At 55.6% G+C, this 16,030-nt stretch carries 14 protein-coding genes; 12 read left to right on the plus strand and 2 right to left on the minus strand.

Annotated elements, in window-relative coordinates:
* Nucleotides 1–62: 62 nt before the first annotated feature.
* A complete protein-coding gene (locus SIB88_RS10270) occupies nt 63–2,285 on the minus strand; it encodes a methyl-accepting chemotaxis protein (RefSeq protein WP_068518122.1) in 2,223 nt (740 codons plus the stop codon).
* Between the two features lie 377 nt (nt 2,286–2,662).
* A complete protein-coding gene (locus SIB88_RS10275; protein ID WP_068518121.1) occupies nt 2,663–4,837 on the minus strand; it encodes a methyl-accepting chemotaxis protein in 2,175 nt (724 codons plus the stop codon).
* Nucleotides 4,838–5,324: 487 nt separating this feature from the next.
* Here SIB88_RS10275 and SIB88_RS10280 point away from each other — a divergent pair, with 487 nt between their 5' ends.
* From SIB88_RS10280 to tilS, 12 genes are all read left to right on the plus strand, one after another.
* On the plus strand, nt 5,325–6,071 hold the full coding sequence (locus SIB88_RS10280) for a YebC/PmpR family DNA-binding transcriptional regulator (protein ID WP_068518120.1): 747 nt from the start codon (nt 5,325–5,327) through the stop codon (nt 6,069–6,071).
* An 84-nt stretch (nt 6,072–6,155) separates the two neighbouring features.
* Nucleotides 6,156–6,731, plus strand: a complete 576-nt coding sequence (gene ruvC / locus SIB88_RS10285; RefSeq protein WP_068518119.1) for a crossover junction endodeoxyribonuclease RuvC — start codon at nt 6,156–6,158, stop codon at nt 6,729–6,731.
* Nucleotides 6,728–7,423: a Holliday junction branch migration protein RuvA gene (gene ruvA / locus SIB88_RS10290; RefSeq protein WP_101248060.1), complete on the plus strand. Its 696-nt coding sequence runs from the start codon at nt 6,728–6,730 to the stop codon at nt 7,421–7,423. Before ruvC ends, ruvA begins: the two co-directional genes overlap by 4 nt.
* Nucleotides 7,420–8,493 carry a Holliday junction branch migration DNA helicase RuvB gene (ruvB, locus tag SIB88_RS10295; RefSeq protein WP_068518117.1) on the plus strand — a complete coding sequence of 358 codons (1,074 nt, stop codon included), beginning with the start codon at nt 7,420–7,422 and terminating at the stop codon, nt 8,491–8,493. Before ruvA ends, ruvB begins: the two co-directional genes overlap by 4 nt.
* Nucleotides 8,493–8,954, plus strand: coding sequence for a YbgC/FadM family acyl-CoA thioesterase (locus SIB88_RS10300; protein WP_412557998.1), 462 nt, complete (start codon nt 8,493–8,495; stop codon nt 8,952–8,954). The genes ruvB and SIB88_RS10300 overlap by 1 nt, the downstream gene beginning before the upstream one ends.
* A gap of 7 nt (nt 8,955–8,961) precedes the next feature.
* Nucleotides 8,962–9,693: a protein TolQ gene (gene tolQ / locus SIB88_RS10305; RefSeq protein ID WP_068518115.1), complete on the plus strand. Its 732-nt coding sequence runs from the start codon at nt 8,962–8,964 to the stop codon at nt 9,691–9,693.
* Between the two features lie 2 nt (nt 9,694–9,695).
* Nucleotides 9,696–10,151: a protein TolR gene (tolR, locus tag SIB88_RS10310; protein ID WP_412557999.1), complete on the plus strand. Its 456-nt coding sequence runs from the start codon at nt 9,696–9,698 to the stop codon at nt 10,149–10,151.
* 6 nt (nt 10,152–10,157) lie between these two features.
* Complete coding sequence (locus tag SIB88_RS10315; RefSeq protein ID WP_206927347.1) at nt 10,158–11,135, plus strand: energy transducer TonB; 978 nt, start codon at nt 10,158–10,160, stop codon at nt 11,133–11,135.
* A gap of 40 nt (nt 11,136–11,175) precedes the next feature.
* Nucleotides 11,176–12,546: a Tol-Pal system beta propeller repeat protein TolB gene (tolB, locus tag SIB88_RS10320; protein ID WP_068518112.1), complete on the plus strand. Its 1,371-nt coding sequence runs from the start codon at nt 11,176–11,178 to the stop codon at nt 12,544–12,546.
* 129 nt (nt 12,547–12,675) lie between these two features.
* Nucleotides 12,676–13,170 (plus strand): peptidoglycan-associated lipoprotein Pal, encoded by a 495-nt coding sequence (gene pal, locus SIB88_RS10325; RefSeq protein WP_068518111.1) that lies wholly within the window; start codon nt 12,676–12,678, stop codon nt 13,168–13,170.
* A 294-nt stretch (nt 13,171–13,464) separates the two neighbouring features.
* Entirely contained in the window at nt 13,465–14,466 is a 1,002-nt protein-coding gene (gene ybgF / locus SIB88_RS10330) for a tol-pal system protein YbgF (RefSeq protein ID WP_412558000.1), read from the plus strand.
* Nucleotides 14,467–14,487: 21 nt separating this feature from the next.
* Nucleotides 14,488–15,954: a tRNA lysidine(34) synthetase TilS gene (gene tilS / locus SIB88_RS10335; RefSeq protein ID WP_412558001.1), complete on the plus strand. Its 1,467-nt coding sequence runs from the start codon at nt 14,488–14,490 to the stop codon at nt 15,952–15,954.
* Nucleotides 15,955–16,030: the final 76 nt, after the last annotated feature.

Below are 16,030 nucleotides of genomic sequence, written 5' to 3' on the forward strand. Positions count from 1 at the left end.
AAAAAGGCCCACCAACCGGTGGGCCTTTGTCATTCAGATTGGAACCGTCGGACAGGGCGCGATCATGCTGCGCGATCACGGGCCTGCTGACGCAGATCTTCAAGGATGCTGGCGATACGATTGCGCATTTCGCCAACTTTTTCCGATGCAGCACGCGACGTGGTCAGAACTTCGCCCGACAACTGACCGGTACGACCGGTTTCATTGGCGACCTCGGTGATCGATGCCGATACCGCACGGGTACGATCGGCAGCACCACGAACGTTGCGGCTGATCTCGTCGGTCGCGGCACCCTGTTCCTCAACCGCGGCGGAAATCGTCGTGGCAATCTGATTAAGATTATCAATGATTGTCCCGATTTCACCGATTGCGGTCACGGACTCACCGGTGGCCTTCTGAATACCGGAAATCTGACCTGCAATTTCTTCGGTCGCCTTTTCGGTCTGGTTGGCCAGGTTTTTGACCTCAGCGGCAACCACGGCAAAGCCCTTGCCGGCATCACCGGCGCGGGCGGCCTCGATCGTCGCATTCAGTGCCAGCAGGTTGGTCTGTTCGGCGATGTCGGTGATCAGAGCGATCACTTCGCCAATGCGGCCGGCCGATTGCGACAGGCTGACAACCAGCTCGTTGGTGTGTTGGGCCCGCTGGGCGGCTTCGTTGGAAATACGGGTGGTTTCCGCCATCTGACGGTTGATTTCCGCATTCGAACTTGAAAGCTGCTCGGTCGCGGCGGCAACGGTTTCGACATTGCCGGTGGCTTCCTGTGCCGATGTCGACACGTCTTCGCTCTGGCTTGAAACCAGTTCGGCACTTTCGGTCATCTGACCGGAAACACCCTGAAGCTGTTCGCCAAGGGCGGCGATTTCGTTTACTGCGGTTTCCACTTCCCCCTGAAGGGTATCGGCAAGGCCAAGCAGCTCATCACGAAGGGCCTCGTTGCGTTCACGGTTAAGGCGCTCTTCCTCGGCCTGCATGTCGCGGACCTTGATGGCGTTTTCCTTGAACACGTCAACCGCGCGACCCATGGCGCTGATTTCGTCATTGCCCTTGGACGGGACATCAACCGCAAGATCCCCGGCTGCCAGCGCAACCATGGTTTTCTGCAAACCGGCCAGACGGCGCAGAAGATTGCCCCGCACATAGAATACAAAGATCAAAAGCGGCAACAGAACCGCCAGCGCACCGACCGCATACATCACATAGGTGCTCTGGATGCTAAGCGTGTTGGCCGCACCGGCAGAACGGTCAACACCGGTCTGCAAGGCCTCGACCAATGCATTCACACCACTTTCCATAGTGGTTGCGTAGTCGGCGCTTTCAATAACAACTTCACCCTGTTCCTTGATCAGTTGCAGTTCGGCCAGACGCAATGCCGGAATGCTCTGATCCCCGACGGCAAGCGTTTTGATGTCGCCCATCAGGTCGGAATAATATGTCTGAAGTTTCTTGTTTTCGAGATTCTTGATCAGGGTCTCGATGGTGCCGATCGCCCCGTTGACCTGCACGCCGATGATTTTCAGGCGGGTTTCATCCGTGCTTGATGCCGCGGCCAGAATTGTGTTGGCCATATCACCGCCAAGTTTCGACAGCTCAAGAATCGGTGCACGTTCGGCAATCGTCTGATCAAGCTTGACCAGAAGCTCTGTGCCCTGGGTCTTCTGATCCAGCGTCAGGAAAGAACCGCTTTTGCGGATGTCTTCAACCTGGGTGCCGATGTTGGAAATCTGGTTCTGCGACATTGCCAGCAATGGCTTGAGCATCGAACCAAACCGGTTATTGAGCTGCTGAAACTTATCAAGACTTTCTGCCAGCTTGTTGGCGGCTTCAAAACGGCGAAGCGTGGTGTCGTGCAGTTTCTCAAGATTATCGGCAAGGTTTTTGCCGTTGGTTTCAATATGAGACAGCGATGCGGGCGGCAGGCCGGACTGGGAAAGCTGTTCAAGTTTCTCGCGCAGACTGTCAAGCAACATGTCCAGTTCGATTTTGACGACCTGTTCTTCTTCCGGGGACGTGGCGGCAACGATGCGCGGTGCGGATGCGACAACCTTTACGCTATCGGTGGCCAACTGCTGGGCGGTGAACATTGGTGGCAGCTGGGCATGGGTGATTTCGTCAAGCTGGCTGCCAAATTTGTTGAATGAAAAGACCGAAACAGTCGCGGCAAGCACAGCGATCAGACCGACAAGAAAGAACGCACCGGCAAGCTTTTCACGGACACCAAGTCCCGATGTTTTTGTTTTACTGGATGGCGACGGGGAGCTGCCGCGCTTGAATTTAAGTCCCATAGTTCATGATACCCCATAGACGAATGAGTCCCGTGCCGACACACGTGCTGTGTCGACCTGCTTATTGTGGGTCTCTCAGATGTAGCTTCCCTGGATATGTCACTTTAAGGGTAGGGCCGGTCTGCCAGGTTGTGGGGCGGCTTGATCGGAAAAAGCGACTTTTCTGTTATAGTTAAAGCCCATATAGCACATTGCACGCAAACTAAGCATGAGTTTTTATGCTTAAACAGACGTATAGGTTGTGCGGTTTTGCTACGGGTTTTTACGGGCGTTTCTGCCGAATTTTCAACAAATCGGATGCCCGGTCAAAGGGGCAAAACGAAAAAGGGCCCGCCGGACGGCGGACCCTTTCAGTCAGGATGGTGTCGATTCTTCGATCAGGAAGCAGCCCGATCATGCGCCTGTTTGCGCAAGTCATCGAGAATGCCGTTGATCCGCGACCGAAGGTTTTCAACTTTTTCCGATGCGTTCTGGGCTGTGGCCAGAACCTGGCTGGACAGTTCGCCGGTTTTACCGGTTTCACTGGCAACCTCGGTGATTGACGCCGATACCGAACGGGTGCGGTCCGCAGCACCGCGCACGTTGCGGGTGATTTCATCGGTTGCTGCACCCTGTTCTTCGACCGCGGCCGAAATGGTGGTGGCGATTTCATTGATGTTTTCAATGATGCGGCCAATGTCACCAATCGCGTTAACAGATTCACCGGTGGCTTTCTGGATACCGGCAATCTGACCCGAGATTTCCTCGGTCGCTTTTTCGGTCTGGTTGGCAAGGTTTTTGACCTCGGCGGCAACAACGGCAAAGCCTTTGCCGGCATCACCGGCACGGGCGGCCTCGATGGTCGCGTTAAGGGCCAGAAGGTTGGTCTGCTCGGCGATGTCGGTGATCAGGGCGATCACTTCGCCGATGCGATCAGCTGACTGCGACAGGCTGACAACCAGTTCGTTGGTTTGCTGTGCGCGGGTCGATGCTTCGCTCGAAATGCGGGTTGATTCCGCCATCTGACGGTTGATTTCCGCATTCGATGCCGAAAGCTGCTCGGTTGCGGCTGCAACGGTTTCGACATTGCCGGTGGCTTCCTGTGCGGAATTGGCAACATCTTCGGTCTGACCCGATACCAGTTCGGCGCTCGATGTCATCTGACCGGAAACACCCTGAAGCTGATCACCAAGGGCGGCGATCTCGTTCACGGCACTTTCAACTTCGTTCTGCAGCGTATCGGCAAGACCCAGAAGCTCGTCACGAAGGGCTTCGTTACGTTCACGGTTAAGACGCTCTTCCTCGGCCTGCATTTCGCGAACCTTAAGGGCGTTGTCCTTAAAGACTTCAACTGCACGGCCCATGGCGCTGATTTCGTCATTGCCCTTGGCCGGGACATCGACGTCAAGATTGCCATCCGCCAGCTGAACCATGGTTTTCTGAAGACCGCCAAGACGACGCAGAACGTTGCCGCGGACATACAGAACATAGATCAGAAGCGAAATGATGATCGCGATTGCGGCGACTGCGGCAAGGGCGGTCAGACCCTGCTTTTCAACAATACCGGCTTCGGCGGCGGCTTCTGCGACTTCCTGGTTCAGACCGGCAACCAGTTCGGCAACGCTTGCACGCATCGCATTGGCATATTCGCCACTCTGCACAACCAGTGCCTGGCTTTGTTCGCTGGCTTCAAGTTCGCGTTTGCGAAGATCCGGAAGGCTGCCTTCGCCGACCGAAAGCTTCTGCATCTTGTCGATCAGATCGACATAAAATGCCTTCAGACGGTCATTGCCGATGGCATCAAGCTGGCTCAGCGCGTCGCTATAGGTGCCGCGAATACGCACCGGAATGATCGAAAGACGCACCGCCTGGGTTTCCGTGGTGCTCGAAATGATCATGTTCGACGCAGACGATCCAAGACGCTCAATGTCAAGGATCGGGGTGCGGGTCTCGATGGCAGAAGAATATTTCTGGAAGACTTCAAGAATTTCTTCCTTGTCGGTGCTGAATTTCTTTGCCGGGTCATCTTTAAGCGATGCGGCGAACTGGCCACCCTGGGAAATATCATTCTGCGTATAGGACAGAACCGGTTTCAGGGTATCTGCATACCGTTTGGACAGGTTCTGGAATTCCGTAAGTTTTTCAGCTTTTTCGTTGGCAATCTGGAAACGTTCCTGCGTTACCGCATGAAGCTTTTCAAGGTTGTCCTGCAAAAGACCGCGATTGTCATTGATGCTTGCAATGACCTCGGGCATGAAGCCGGTGGCTTCGATTTCGTTGATTTTCGAAACCAGCGCCTGAAGACGGATAGCAAGTTCGTCATTGATCGCGTTTTCTTCATCCGTGTTTGCGGATGCAACGATACGCGGTGCAATAGCGACAATTTCTGCACTTTCGGTCGCCAAGGCCTGTGCCGCAGCAATAGGCGGAAGCTTTTCTTCCGTGATGGTCGTAAGAGCATCACCGAATTTGTTGAAGGATACAGCGCCGACAACAGCGGAAATAACCGCCATCAATCCAACCAGAGCAAATGAAATCAGTAACTTGCTTTGGACCCCGAATTTAGTTCCCATTCTATCTAACCTTTGTTTCCTGACTGTTCCCGTATGGCTTCTGTGTCCATTCGGGTTGTTTCGGCCGCCTGAAAAGAAAATGGTCTTTTCAACCAGGCCGGCATCTTGGACCCCGGAGAGTGTTCTTCTTTAGTTTAATAAGTTACATTCGTATTATTAATGAAAGAATATCTTTGCGACTGCAACATCTAACCAAACCGAAGCTGTAAAATGCAAGAAAATTGCCACCTGGATAGGTGGTGTGATCGGCGGTCCGGGGCGGTTCGTTCCCGGTGATCTGGGTAGCGATACCAAGCATCGCTGGACCTTGGCAGGTAAACAGGCTATAGGAGCGGTCGAAATTTTCGTTCGTACCTGCTGCAAACGACACAAAGCATTGTCTTGCAGATGTCCGGACGGGCTGGTCTGACAGGGAACTCCCGCATGACCGGCGTGGTATCACCCGATACCGTTCCACATCGAGTTCAATGAATACAGGTTTTAGGTTATGGCCGGCCATTCCCAATTTAAGAACATTATGCACCGCAAAGGTGCCCAGGATAAAAAACGCGCCAAGATCTTCACCAAGCTTGCCCGCGAAATCACGGTTGCGGCAAAAATCAGCGAAGACATTGACAGCAACCCGCGTCTGCGTGCTGCGATCGCGGCGGCCCGCGGTCAGAACATGCCCAAGGACAACATCGAACGCGCCATCAAAAAGGCGACCGGTGCAGGCGAGGGCGACAATTACGAAGAAGTCCGTTACGAAGGTTATGGCACCGCTGGTGTTGCCGTCATCGTCGAAGCCCTGACGGATAACCGTAACCGTACCGCGTCCGAAGTGCGTGCTGCCTTTGCAAAAAGCGGTGGTAACCTTGGCGAAACCGGTTCGGTCGGCTTTATGTTCAACCGTCTTGGTGAAATCGTCTATCCGGCGGATGCCGCTGATGCTGACGAAATCTTCGAAGCGGCCCTCGAAGCCGGTGCGGCAAACGTTGAGTCTGATGAAAACAGCCACGTTGTTGATACCGAACTTGAAGACCTGAACGCTGTTCGCGAAGCGCTGACCGAAAAGTTTGGCGATCCGGAAAGTGCGAAAATGGTCTTCCGTGCCGTGACCGAGGCCGAAATCAATGTCGAACAGGCCCAGAGCATCATGAAGCTTGTTGATGTTCTTGAAGACAATGATGACGTCCAGAACGTCTGGACCAACGTTGCCTGGACCGACGAAATCGTCGCTGGTCTCGATAACTAGACTTGTTTAAAAACCACTCCCCCGAATATGGTTGCAAACGCCATCATGTTCGGGGGCGGTTTGATGCCCGCCCTTCATGTTTGAATGGCGGGTGTTTTGTATCTGGCTTCCGGGAAATGGGGTGACATAGTGGTCCGCGTACTTGGAATTGACCCCGGTCTGCAACGCACGGGCTGGGGGGTGATCGACCTTCAGGACAACCGGATGCGCCATGTCGCCAACGGCATTGTCACATCCACCCAGTCGCTAAGCCTTGCCGAACGCCTTGATCAGCTGCATTCCGGCCTGATCGAGGTTATCCAGACCTGGGACCCGGACGAGGCCGCGGTCGAAGAAACCTTTGTCAACAAGAACCCGGTATCCACCCTTAAACTCGGTCAGGCGCGTGGTGTTGCCTTGCTCGCACCGGCGCGCAATGGCATTCCGGTAACGGAATATACACCCAATGCCGTCAAAAAGACTGTTGTCGGTGCCGGTCACGCCGCCAAGCAACAGGTCGAAATGATGGTTTCGACCCTGCTTCCGGGATGTGAAATTGCCGGGGCGGATGCGGCCGATGCGCTTGCGGTGGCGATCTGTCACGCGCAACATGCCGGGAACCGGTCGCTTGCGGCAAGCATGGCGGCCAAACCAACAGGAAACGGGAGACGATACAGGTGATCGCGAAACTGCGCGGAATTGTCGATTTCATTGGCGAAGACAGCGTCATCATTGATGTGAATGGCGTTGGCTATCTTGTGTTTGCTTCGCGCCGCACGCTTTCCATGTTGCCGCCAAAGGGCGGGGATGCCGGTTTGATGATCGAAACCCACGTTCGCGAAGATCACATTCACCTGTATGGCTTCGCCGATAACGCCGAAAAACAGTGGTTTTCGTTGCTGACCACCGTACAGGGGGTGGGGGCCAAGGTCGCCCTTGCCCTGTTGTCGGTGCTGAGCCCGACCGATCTTTTGCGCGCCCTTGCCGCCCAGGATACGACGGCATTGTGCCGTGCACCGGGCATCGGGCCCAAGGTCGCAACCCGGATTGTTGGCGAACTCAAAGACAAGGCCGCAAAGCTTAATCTTGGTCCGGTGGCCGCACCGGCAAGCCCGGCCGCGGAACCCGCCAAGCCGGAAGCCAAGGCAAAGAAAACCGCAAAATCCAAAACAGATGTGAAAATCGACACAGCCCCGGCCGAACCGGTTGTGGATGATAGTGTCGTAATGGCGGATGCCGTATCGGCACTGGTCAATCTTGGTTATGGCCGGTCCGAGGCATTTGGCGCGGTGGGCAAGGCCGCCCAGCAGGCCGGCGATGACAAGACAATCGATACCCTGATCCGTCTGGGACTGAAGGAGCTTAGCGCGTGAGCGAAGAAGAAGACCGTCTGCTCAGTGGTGAGCGCCGCGAAGAAGACCATCAGGAAGGATCGCTGCGTCCGCGCCGGCTCGATGATTTCACCGGCCAGAAAGAAGTGCGCGAAAACCTTGATGTCTTCATTCAGGCGGCCCGTGCGCGTGAAGAGGCCATGGACCATGTCCTGTTCTTTGGTCCGCCCGGACTTGGCAAAACCACGTTGTCGCAAATTGTTGCCAGTGAACTTGGCGTCGGTTTCCGCGCAACCTCCGGTCCGGTCATTGCCAAGGCAGGCGACCTTGCCGCTCTTTTGACGAACCTTCAGCCGCGCGATGTTCTGTTCATTGACGAAATTCACCGTTTGAACCCGGCGGTCGAAGAAATTCTGTATCCGGCGATGGAAGATTTCCAGCTTGATCTGATCATCGGCGAGGGGCCGGCAGCCCGTTCGGTCCGTATCGATTTGCCACCCTTTACCCTGGTTGGCGCGACCACGCGTTCGGGGCTTTTGACCACGCCGCTGCGTGATCGTTTCGGCATTCCGCTGCGTCTGCGGTTCTATGAGCCTGAAGAACTGGTTTCGATTGTGTCGCGCGGTGCGCGGTTGTTGAATTTCGACATGACCGAAGAAGGTGCGATGGAAATTGCGCGCCGGTCGCGCGGTACGCCGCGTATTGCCGGGCGTTTGTTGCGACGTGTGCGTGACTTTGCCGCTGTGGCTGAAAAGTCACCGGTTGATAAATTTATTGCCGATGCGGCGCTGACCCGGCTTGAGGTCGATAACCTTGGTCTGGACAGTCAGGACCGTCGCTATCTTAATTGTATTGCCGGAAATTACGGTGGTGGACCGGTCGGGGTTGATACCCTTGCCGCGGCCCTGTCGGAAGAACGCGACACCATCGAAGACGTGATCGAACCATATCTGCTTCAGCAGGGCCTGATCCAGCGGACCCCGCGCGGGCGCATGCTGGGCATCAAGGGGTTCCAGCATCTTGGTCTGACGCCGCCGCGTGAAGCGGGCGGAATGCCGATGTCCGATCTTTTTGACAGTCAGGGTAATGGATCATCAAGGAGCGATTCCTGATGGTACAGGACACGCATGATGCCCTGTTGGGCTACATGGACGGCAAACGTCACATTTATCCTTTAGTCGTATTTTATGAAGATACCGATGCCGGCGGCATCGTGTATCACGCCAACTATCTTGCATTTGCGGAACGTGCGCGTACAGCGATGCTTAACCTGTTGGGCTTTACCAATCGAAATGTTGCAGAACGCCACAAAGTTGCCATAGCCGTTCGACACTGTACGCTCGATTTTCGTCGCGCCGCTCAGTTGGAAGACCGCCTGACGGTGGAAACCAGGGTGATTAAGCTAGGGGGCGCATCACTCGGGTATGAACAAAAGATCATGCGCGGCGAAGAAGAACTTGTGGTGATCGAGATTTATCTCGCCTGCATGTCGTTGGAAGAACTTCGGGCACAAAGACTGCCCGAAGAATTAAGAACAGTATTTAGTCGATATCTGGATGTGAACAAGGACTAACGGGAATATGGAAAATCAAGTGGTCGACGCGGTAACGCTGGGGCAGTCGGTCATGGCGCATGACATGTCTCTGTGGGGACTGTTCATGCAGGCTGGACTGGTCGTCAAAACGGTGATGATCGGACTGTTGCTGGCATCTGTCTGGGTATGGGCGATTGTCATCGAAAAGCTGATGCGCCTGCGCAAGTTGCGCGCGCAAGCCAGCACATTCGAAGAAGCATTCTGGTCGGGCGGTTCGCTTGAAGACCTGTATGACCGGATTGCGGATAAGCCGCGGGATCCGATGTCGGCAATCTTTGTTTCGGCAATGCGCGAATGGCGTCGTTCGAATGCGCGCGGTGTTCATGGTGATACCATGCGCGCCCGTTTGCAGCAGCGCCTTGAAAAATCCATGGAAATTACGCTGGGTCGTGAAATGGATCGCGTCGAACGTTACATGACCTTCCTGGCTTCGGTCGGCTCGACCGCACCGTTTGTCGGTCTGTTCGGTACTGTCTGGGGGATCATGGTATCCTTCCAGTCGATCGCCGCATCCAAAAACACCTCGCTTGCGGTTGTCGCACCGGGGATCGCAGAAGCCCTGTTTGCAACCGCCATGGGTCTTGTTGCCGCAATTCCGGCCGTGGTTGCCTATAACAAGATTTCCAGTGATCTCAACCGCTACAGCAACCGTCTTGAAGCCTTCGTGGACGAGTTCAGCTCGATCCTCTCGCGCCAACTTGACGATACGAGAGACTGATTATGGGCGCTCAACTCGCATCCCGATCTGGTGGAGGACGCCGTCGCGGACGTCGGAGCAACCGACGCGCAGCGATGAGCGACATCAACGTCACGCCGATGGTGGACGTCATGCTGGTGCTGCTGGTGATCTTCATGGTCGCAGCCCCCCTGATGACGGTTGGTGTCGAAGTCGATCTGCCCGAAACCAGTGCTGCACCGATGACCGGGAAGGACGAGCCGCTTGTCGTCTCGGTTTCGCGTGAAGGCACCATCTATATTATGGATAGTGAAATCGCGCAGGACACCCTGACCGAAAAGCTCGCGGCCATTACCGATAACAAGGCCGACACCCGCATCTTTGTGCGCGGTGACAAGGCCATTGATTACGGCCGGGTGATGGAAGTTATGGGGCTGATCAAGGATGCCGGCTTTACCAAGGTCGCCCTGATCGCCGAATTGCCCAACAAGGGTTCGTAACAGACTATGCTGCGTTACGCTCTCATATCGCTTGGTTTGCATATTGCGCTGTTTCTGATTGCGTGGTTGGGCTTGCCTGACCTGTTTGATGAAACGCCGCTGGAATTGCAGTCCATTTCGGTCGAAGTCGTGACAGTGGACGAGTTTTCCGCTGCCCCGACCAAGGCATTGCCAAAGCCCGAACCGAAAAAGGAACCAAAGCCGGCACCCAAGCCCGAGCCGAAACCAAAGCCCGAGCCAAAGCCTGAGCCGAAACCGGAACCAAAGCCCGAACCGAAACCCGAGCCCAAACCGGAACCGAAGCCAGAGCCAAAGCCCGAGCCGAAACCAGAGCCGAAGCCCGAACCAAAACCGGCGCCAAAGCCGGAACCGGTGCCCACGCCCGAGGTTAAAAAGCAGCCTGAACCCAAACCGGAACCACAGCCGACCGAACTGGCTGCGGTAAAGCCCGACAGCAAGCCACAGCCGCCCAAACCCGAGCCGGTCAAAAAGCCGGAACCGAAAAAGGAAGAACCCAAGAAGGAAGAGCCGAAAAAGCGCGACCTGATGAGTGTTCTCAAGGATGTGAGCAAGCTGAAGGAAACGGCACAGGCAACCCCGGAACCGCAACCTGATCAGGTACCCGAAGAAAACGCCAGCGAGGTCGTGGCAACCAGACTGGATGCGAATCTGACCATGAGCGAGCTTGATGCCGTAAAGCGCCAGATTGAAAAATGCTGGAGCCCGCCGGCCGGTGCCAAGGAAGCCGGGAGCTTTGCCGTTGAAATTCACGTCAGCGCAAACCCTGACGGAACCGTTCGACAGGCACGTATCAGTAATCTGAATGACATACAGGGCGATTCTTCTCGCCGTACGATTGCAGAAAGTGCTTTGCGAGCAGTGCTAAATCCGCAATGCAGTCCTCTAAAACTGCCGCTGGATAAATATGAAATGTGGCGCACATTCACGTTTAATTTCGACATGCGTGAAATGCTGGGCCTTTAATGATAAGTTCTTGAACACGCGTGGAAAATAGCGAGGCAGGATGACGATCAAGACCAACGCAGGAAAACGATTTTGGGTAAGAAGCAGTGTCGCGACACTGTGTGCCCTTGCCGTTGTCGCTGGCCTGAATGTCGGTTTCATGTCGCCGGCAAAGGCGGAGCTCCGGATTGACATCACCCGGGGTGAACTCAAGCCAATGCCAATTGCCGTCACCCGCTTCCCGGGTGAAGGCGTTGCCGAAACCGAGATCGGCCAGAACCTGACACAGGTGATTGCTGCCGACCTCGAACGTTCGGGGCTGTTTGCACCGATCAATGAAAAGGCATTCATCCAGAGTGCCGCATCATTGGCGGTCAATCCGAACTTCGCCGAATGGCGCGCCATCAGTGCCCAGGCACTGGTCAATGGTCGCGTTGTTACGGAACCAAACGGATTGCTTCGTGTCGAATTCCGTCTTTGGGATGTGCTGGCAGAAACCCAGATGTCTGGTGTTGCCTACCGTACACAGCCCAATAACTGGCGCCGTATTGCGCACAAGATCGCTGACGAGATCTATAAGCGCATTACCGGCGAAACCGGATATTTCGACACCAGAATTGTGTATGTGTCTGAATCAGGCCCGGCCGACAAACGTGTAAAACGTTTGGCGATCATGGATCAGGATGGTGCAAACCACCGGTTCCTGTCGGACGGTCGGTTCCTTGTGCTGAACCCGCGTTTCTCGCCGACAGCACAGGAAGTGGTCTATATGTCGTATTTCAACGACAAGCCACGCGTCTATGTTTTGGATATCGATACCGGCGAGTTGGAATTGCTGGGCGATTTTCCGGGGATGACTTTTGCGCCCCGATTCGCGCCAGACGGGAACTCGGTTGTCATGTCGCAAGCGCTTGACGGGAACAGTGAAATTTATGAACTGGACCTGCGCACGCGCGAAAAGCATCAGCTGACGCGTCATGCCGCCGTGGATACCTCGCCTTCCTATTCGCCTGACGGTTCGCGCATTGCGTTCAACTCTGATCGCAGTGGGTCACAACAAATTTACGTGATGAATGCAGATGGTGGTGGCGTTCAGCGTATCAGTTTTGGTGGGGGTCTTTACGCCACACCAGTCTGGTCGCCACGCGGAGACCTGATTGCATTCACCAAATCACAAGGAGGTAGGTTCTATATCGGTGTCATGCGGCCAGACGGCAGTGGTGAAAGGCTGCTGGCCGAAGGGTTCCTCGTAGAGGGACCAACATGGGCTCCGAACGGAAGAGTGTTGATGTATCACCGCCAGCACCCGTCCAGGGACGGGACCAAGGATCGCTATCGTCTGTATTCGATAGATCTCACAGGTTATAACGAGCGAGAGATCGTTACACCTGCGGATGGGTCGGATCCAGCATGGTCACCCTTGATTCCCTGATATCTCAAGAGTATAGTCATCGCGAAGCACTGAATGCGATTCGCTTTTATCGCGGGCATTTTCGGTGTCGCGAGACATGGAAAACACCAACCTCGGGCGAATGCGTCCGGTGTTAAGGGGAAAACTTAAATGAAACTTCGTATTCTCAGCGTTTTTGCTGCTGCCGCTCTTCTGGCTGCATGTGAAACTGCACCTGATAGCTCTGCGACCACTGGTGGCGAGGGTGTATCGACTGTAAACCAGCCGTCCACCAGCACGTCGCTGTCGGAAAGCAGCCCAGAGTGGTTCGCTGTTAACGTTGGTGACCGCGTCTTCTTCGGCTTCGATAAATACGATCTGGCTGGCGAAGCACGTCGCACCCTCGAACTGCAGGCCGCTTGGCTGAAAAAATACCCGCAGTACAAAGTTGTTGTTGAAGGTCATGCCGACGAGCGCGGCACCCGTGAATACAACCTTGCACTCGGCGAACGTCGCGCGAACTCGGTTAAAGATTACCTGATCGCTCTGGGTATCGACCCGTCGCGCGTTGAAACCATTTCTTATGGTAAAGAACGTCCGGTCGCTCTTGGCCATGACGAAGAAAGCTGGGCGAAAAACCGCCGCGCTGTATCGGTTATCCGCTAAGCGCGTGCAGGTGAAAGCCTGACTTGAATACCAAGGCGCCTGTCCCGTCCGGGGCAGGCGCCTTATTTTTGCCGCCTGAAAATGTTGAAAATGTCATCGTGTCCTGTTCATAGTGACGCAACAAAGACAGCATTGACGACAAAGGACCTGATAATGATCCGAGTTCGACCCACCACTGAATCGCACCTTGCTGCCTGTGCCGCGATCCGATCCGATCGGGCCAGTGCCACGGGTTCACGCGCAACAGGGGCCGCAACTTCGCGTAAAGGCCGCCGGATTCTTGTGGCTTTGGCCATGGGTACCGTGTTTGCCATGACGTCACTTGGATCAGGAACGGTCCACGCCCAGGACGCCAACATGTCCCGCCAGGTCGAACAACTGCGCAAGGATCTCGATCTGTTGCAGCGTTATGTCTACCGCGAAGGGACCGGTGGCGCAGGTGCGGCTGCCGGTGCTGCCGCATCTGGTGCCGACAGCGCCTCGACCCCGGCAGCAGCCCGCCAGCAGGTTCAGATCAATGAACTTCAGCGCAATGCGTCGCAACTGACCGGGCAACTCGAACAGTTCGATTTCCGTATTCGCAAGATGGAAGAACGTCTGGAACGTCTGGTTGCCGATATCGATTTCCGTCTTGGCCAGCTTGAAAATGGTGGTGCCATGTCCGGTGCGGCCCCGTCCGGTGCTGCGCCGCTGGCTGCGGGGGCTGCGGATGGTCCGGCGCCAACCGGTGATGCGGTCGCATCAAGCGAATTGGGCGGGTCGGCAAGTGGCGAACGTCTTAACGAACGCGGCACCAAGCTGTTTGGTGTGATCGAAAGCGAAGGGCAGCCACCCAAAATTCCGTCCGGTCCGTCGGGCAATGTGTCTGCGGCATCGACACAGTCCGCATCGGTATCGGCATCGATCGGCACCCCCGAAGAACAATATCGCGAAGCCTTTGGCCTGTTGCGCAAACAGGATTTCCCGGCTGCGGAAAAGGCTCTTAGCAGTTTTGTTGCCGAACATCCCAATGACCCGCTGGCGGGTAATGCGCAATACTGGCTGGGCGAAACCTATTATGTGCGCGGACAGTATGAAAATGCCGCCATCGCCTTTACCGAAGGTTTCCAGACCTATCCCGACAGCACCAAGGCACCGGATAATCTTTTGAAACTCGGCATGTCGCTGGCCAATCTTGGCAAAAACGAAGATGCCTGCACCGCATTCGGCCATCTGATTGATAACTTCCCGAATGCATCGAATGTGGTCCTTGATCGCGCCCGTCAGGAACGCAAAAGCCGCGGTTGCGCGCAATAGGCCATTGGCAACAGGCATGTCATGACCGACAGTGTCCCGAACAGATCCGAACATGCTGCGGCGTCCAGTGGAACTCCACTGGACGCCGTTGTCTTTGAAAAGCTGATGGCCGAATTTGCCCCGTTCGAAGCAGCCCCGGTTGTAGGTGTCGCGGTTTCGGGGGGCGCAGACAGCATGGCATTGGCGTTGCTGACCCATGAATGGTGTCAGGCGCAGGGCGGGGCAATCCTTGCAATCACTGTCGATCACGGGTTGCGCGCCGATTCCGCCCAGGAAGCGCAATGGGTCGGCGATCAGCTTTCCGAACACGGGATTGAACATGTCATTTTGCGATGGCAGGGCACCAAACCGTCGCGTGCGGTTCAGGAACAGGCCAGACGCGCGCGCTATGATCTGATGGATCAGTTGTTGGCCGATCGCGGTATTTTGCATTTATTGGTGGCCCACCATGCCGGTGATCAGGCCGAAACAATTGCCATGCGCGAAATGCGTGGGCCAACCCCGCTGGGGCAGGCAGGAATGTCGGCACGGCGCTTTATGAAACATGCCCGTGTGCTGCGCCCTTTTTTGGCTGTGAACAAGGCCGATCTGGTCGCAACCCTTCAGAGCCGCCATCAAGCCTGGGTCGAAGACCCGTCAAATCGCAATGAAAAATTCGAACGTGTCCGGGTGCGCAACCGGCTTGCCGATAACTGCGGGCCATCATCATGCCGCGCGGATATTGCCAGGGAACGACGGACGCTTGAACAGTCGATCGGACGCCTTCTGGCCGGGTTTGTTACCCTTCATGGCAATGGGGTTGCGCTTTGCGACCGGTCCCTGTTTGTGACCGGGCATCACGATGATACCGCACGCATTTATGCCGTGGGGCAGGTGGTTCGAACGGTTGGCGGGGCGGGCTATATGCCGGCTTTTGACAGTCTGGCGGGTGCCTTGGCGCGAATTGCTGAAAATCCGTCCGCACGTCTTAGTTTGGGCGGATGCGTTTTGCATGCGCGCCGCGATCAGGTTTGCGTGTATCGCGAACGGGGTCGACTTGATGGTGCGGCAGTGCATCAGGCGGTGACAATGGATGCGCCTGCGGATGTCAAAACCGGATCGGTTTGTTGGGATAACCGGTTCGAATTGCTGCTAAATCGCGCCGATTTCGGGGGCTTGACCGATCCGTGGATCGGGCCGCTTGATCTTTGTGATGTGTTTCACACAAAGGCATTTCGGGCTGCATTGCGCGAAATCGTACCATTTATTGGCAATTTGCCGCGGGCGGCCCTTGCATCCATGCCTGCACTCTACGATAAAGAAGGCTTGCGATCCGTTGGCGGGCTTGAGGTTTCGGAGCTTTCCGACGTATTATCCGCCGCCGACTGTGAACCGCCTTCGGGCAGGGGAAAATTTGCATTTGGCGGGCGATGGCGGTTTGCACCACCAGTACCTTTGTGGGAAAGTGGTTTCAAATCGTCGCCGAAACCCGACAACCTACTTGCGTAAGCAGGGCTTGTGACTATCTGATGATCAAGCCTTGCGCAGGAAGTTTTGCGTCACGGCACACATAATTGCGACCAGT

The organism is Thalassospira sp. MIT121401, from assembly GCF_047125595.1.
GTDB lineage: Bacteria > Pseudomonadota > Alphaproteobacteria > Rhodospirillales > Thalassospiraceae > Thalassospira > Thalassospira povalilytica.

Excerpts from the sequence above, each read along its gene's own strand:
- SIB88_RS10270 (WP_068518122.1), bottom strand. The coding sequence starts at position 2,285 with ATGGGACTTAAATTCAAGCGCGGCAGCTCCCCGTCGCCATCCAGTAAA.
- SIB88_RS10275 (WP_068518121.1), bottom strand. The coding sequence starts at position 4,837 with ATGGGAACTAAATTCGGGGTCCAAAGCAAGTTACTGATTTCATTTGCT.
- SIB88_RS10280 (WP_068518120.1), top strand. The coding sequence starts at position 5,325 with ATGGCCGGCCATTCCCAATTTAAGAACATTATGCACCGCAAAGGTGCC.
- ruvC (WP_068518119.1), top strand. The coding sequence starts at position 6,156 with ATGGCGGGTGTTTTGTATCTGGCTTCCGGGAAATGGGGTGACATAGTG.
- SIB88_RS10300 (WP_412557998.1), top strand. The coding sequence starts at position 8,493 with ATGGTACAGGACACGCATGATGCCCTGTTGGGCTACATGGACGGCAAA.
- tolQ (WP_068518115.1), top strand. The coding sequence starts at position 8,962 with ATGGAAAATCAAGTGGTCGACGCGGTAACGCTGGGGCAGTCGGTCATG.
- tolR (WP_412557999.1), top strand. The coding sequence starts at position 9,696 with ATGGGCGCTCAACTCGCATCCCGATCTGGTGGAGGACGCCGTCGCGGA.
- SIB88_RS10315 (WP_206927347.1), top strand. The coding sequence starts at position 10,158 with ATGCTGCGTTACGCTCTCATATCGCTTGGTTTGCATATTGCGCTGTTT.
- tolB (WP_068518112.1), top strand. The coding sequence starts at position 11,176 with ATGACGATCAAGACCAACGCAGGAAAACGATTTTGGGTAAGAAGCAGT.
- pal (WP_068518111.1), top strand. The coding sequence starts at position 12,676 with ATGAAACTTCGTATTCTCAGCGTTTTTGCTGCTGCCGCTCTTCTGGCT.
- ybgF (WP_412558000.1), top strand. The coding sequence starts at position 13,465 with ATGGGTACCGTGTTTGCCATGACGTCACTTGGATCAGGAACGGTCCAC.
- tilS (WP_412558001.1), top strand. The coding sequence starts at position 14,488 with ATGACCGACAGTGTCCCGAACAGATCCGAACATGCTGCGGCGTCCAGT.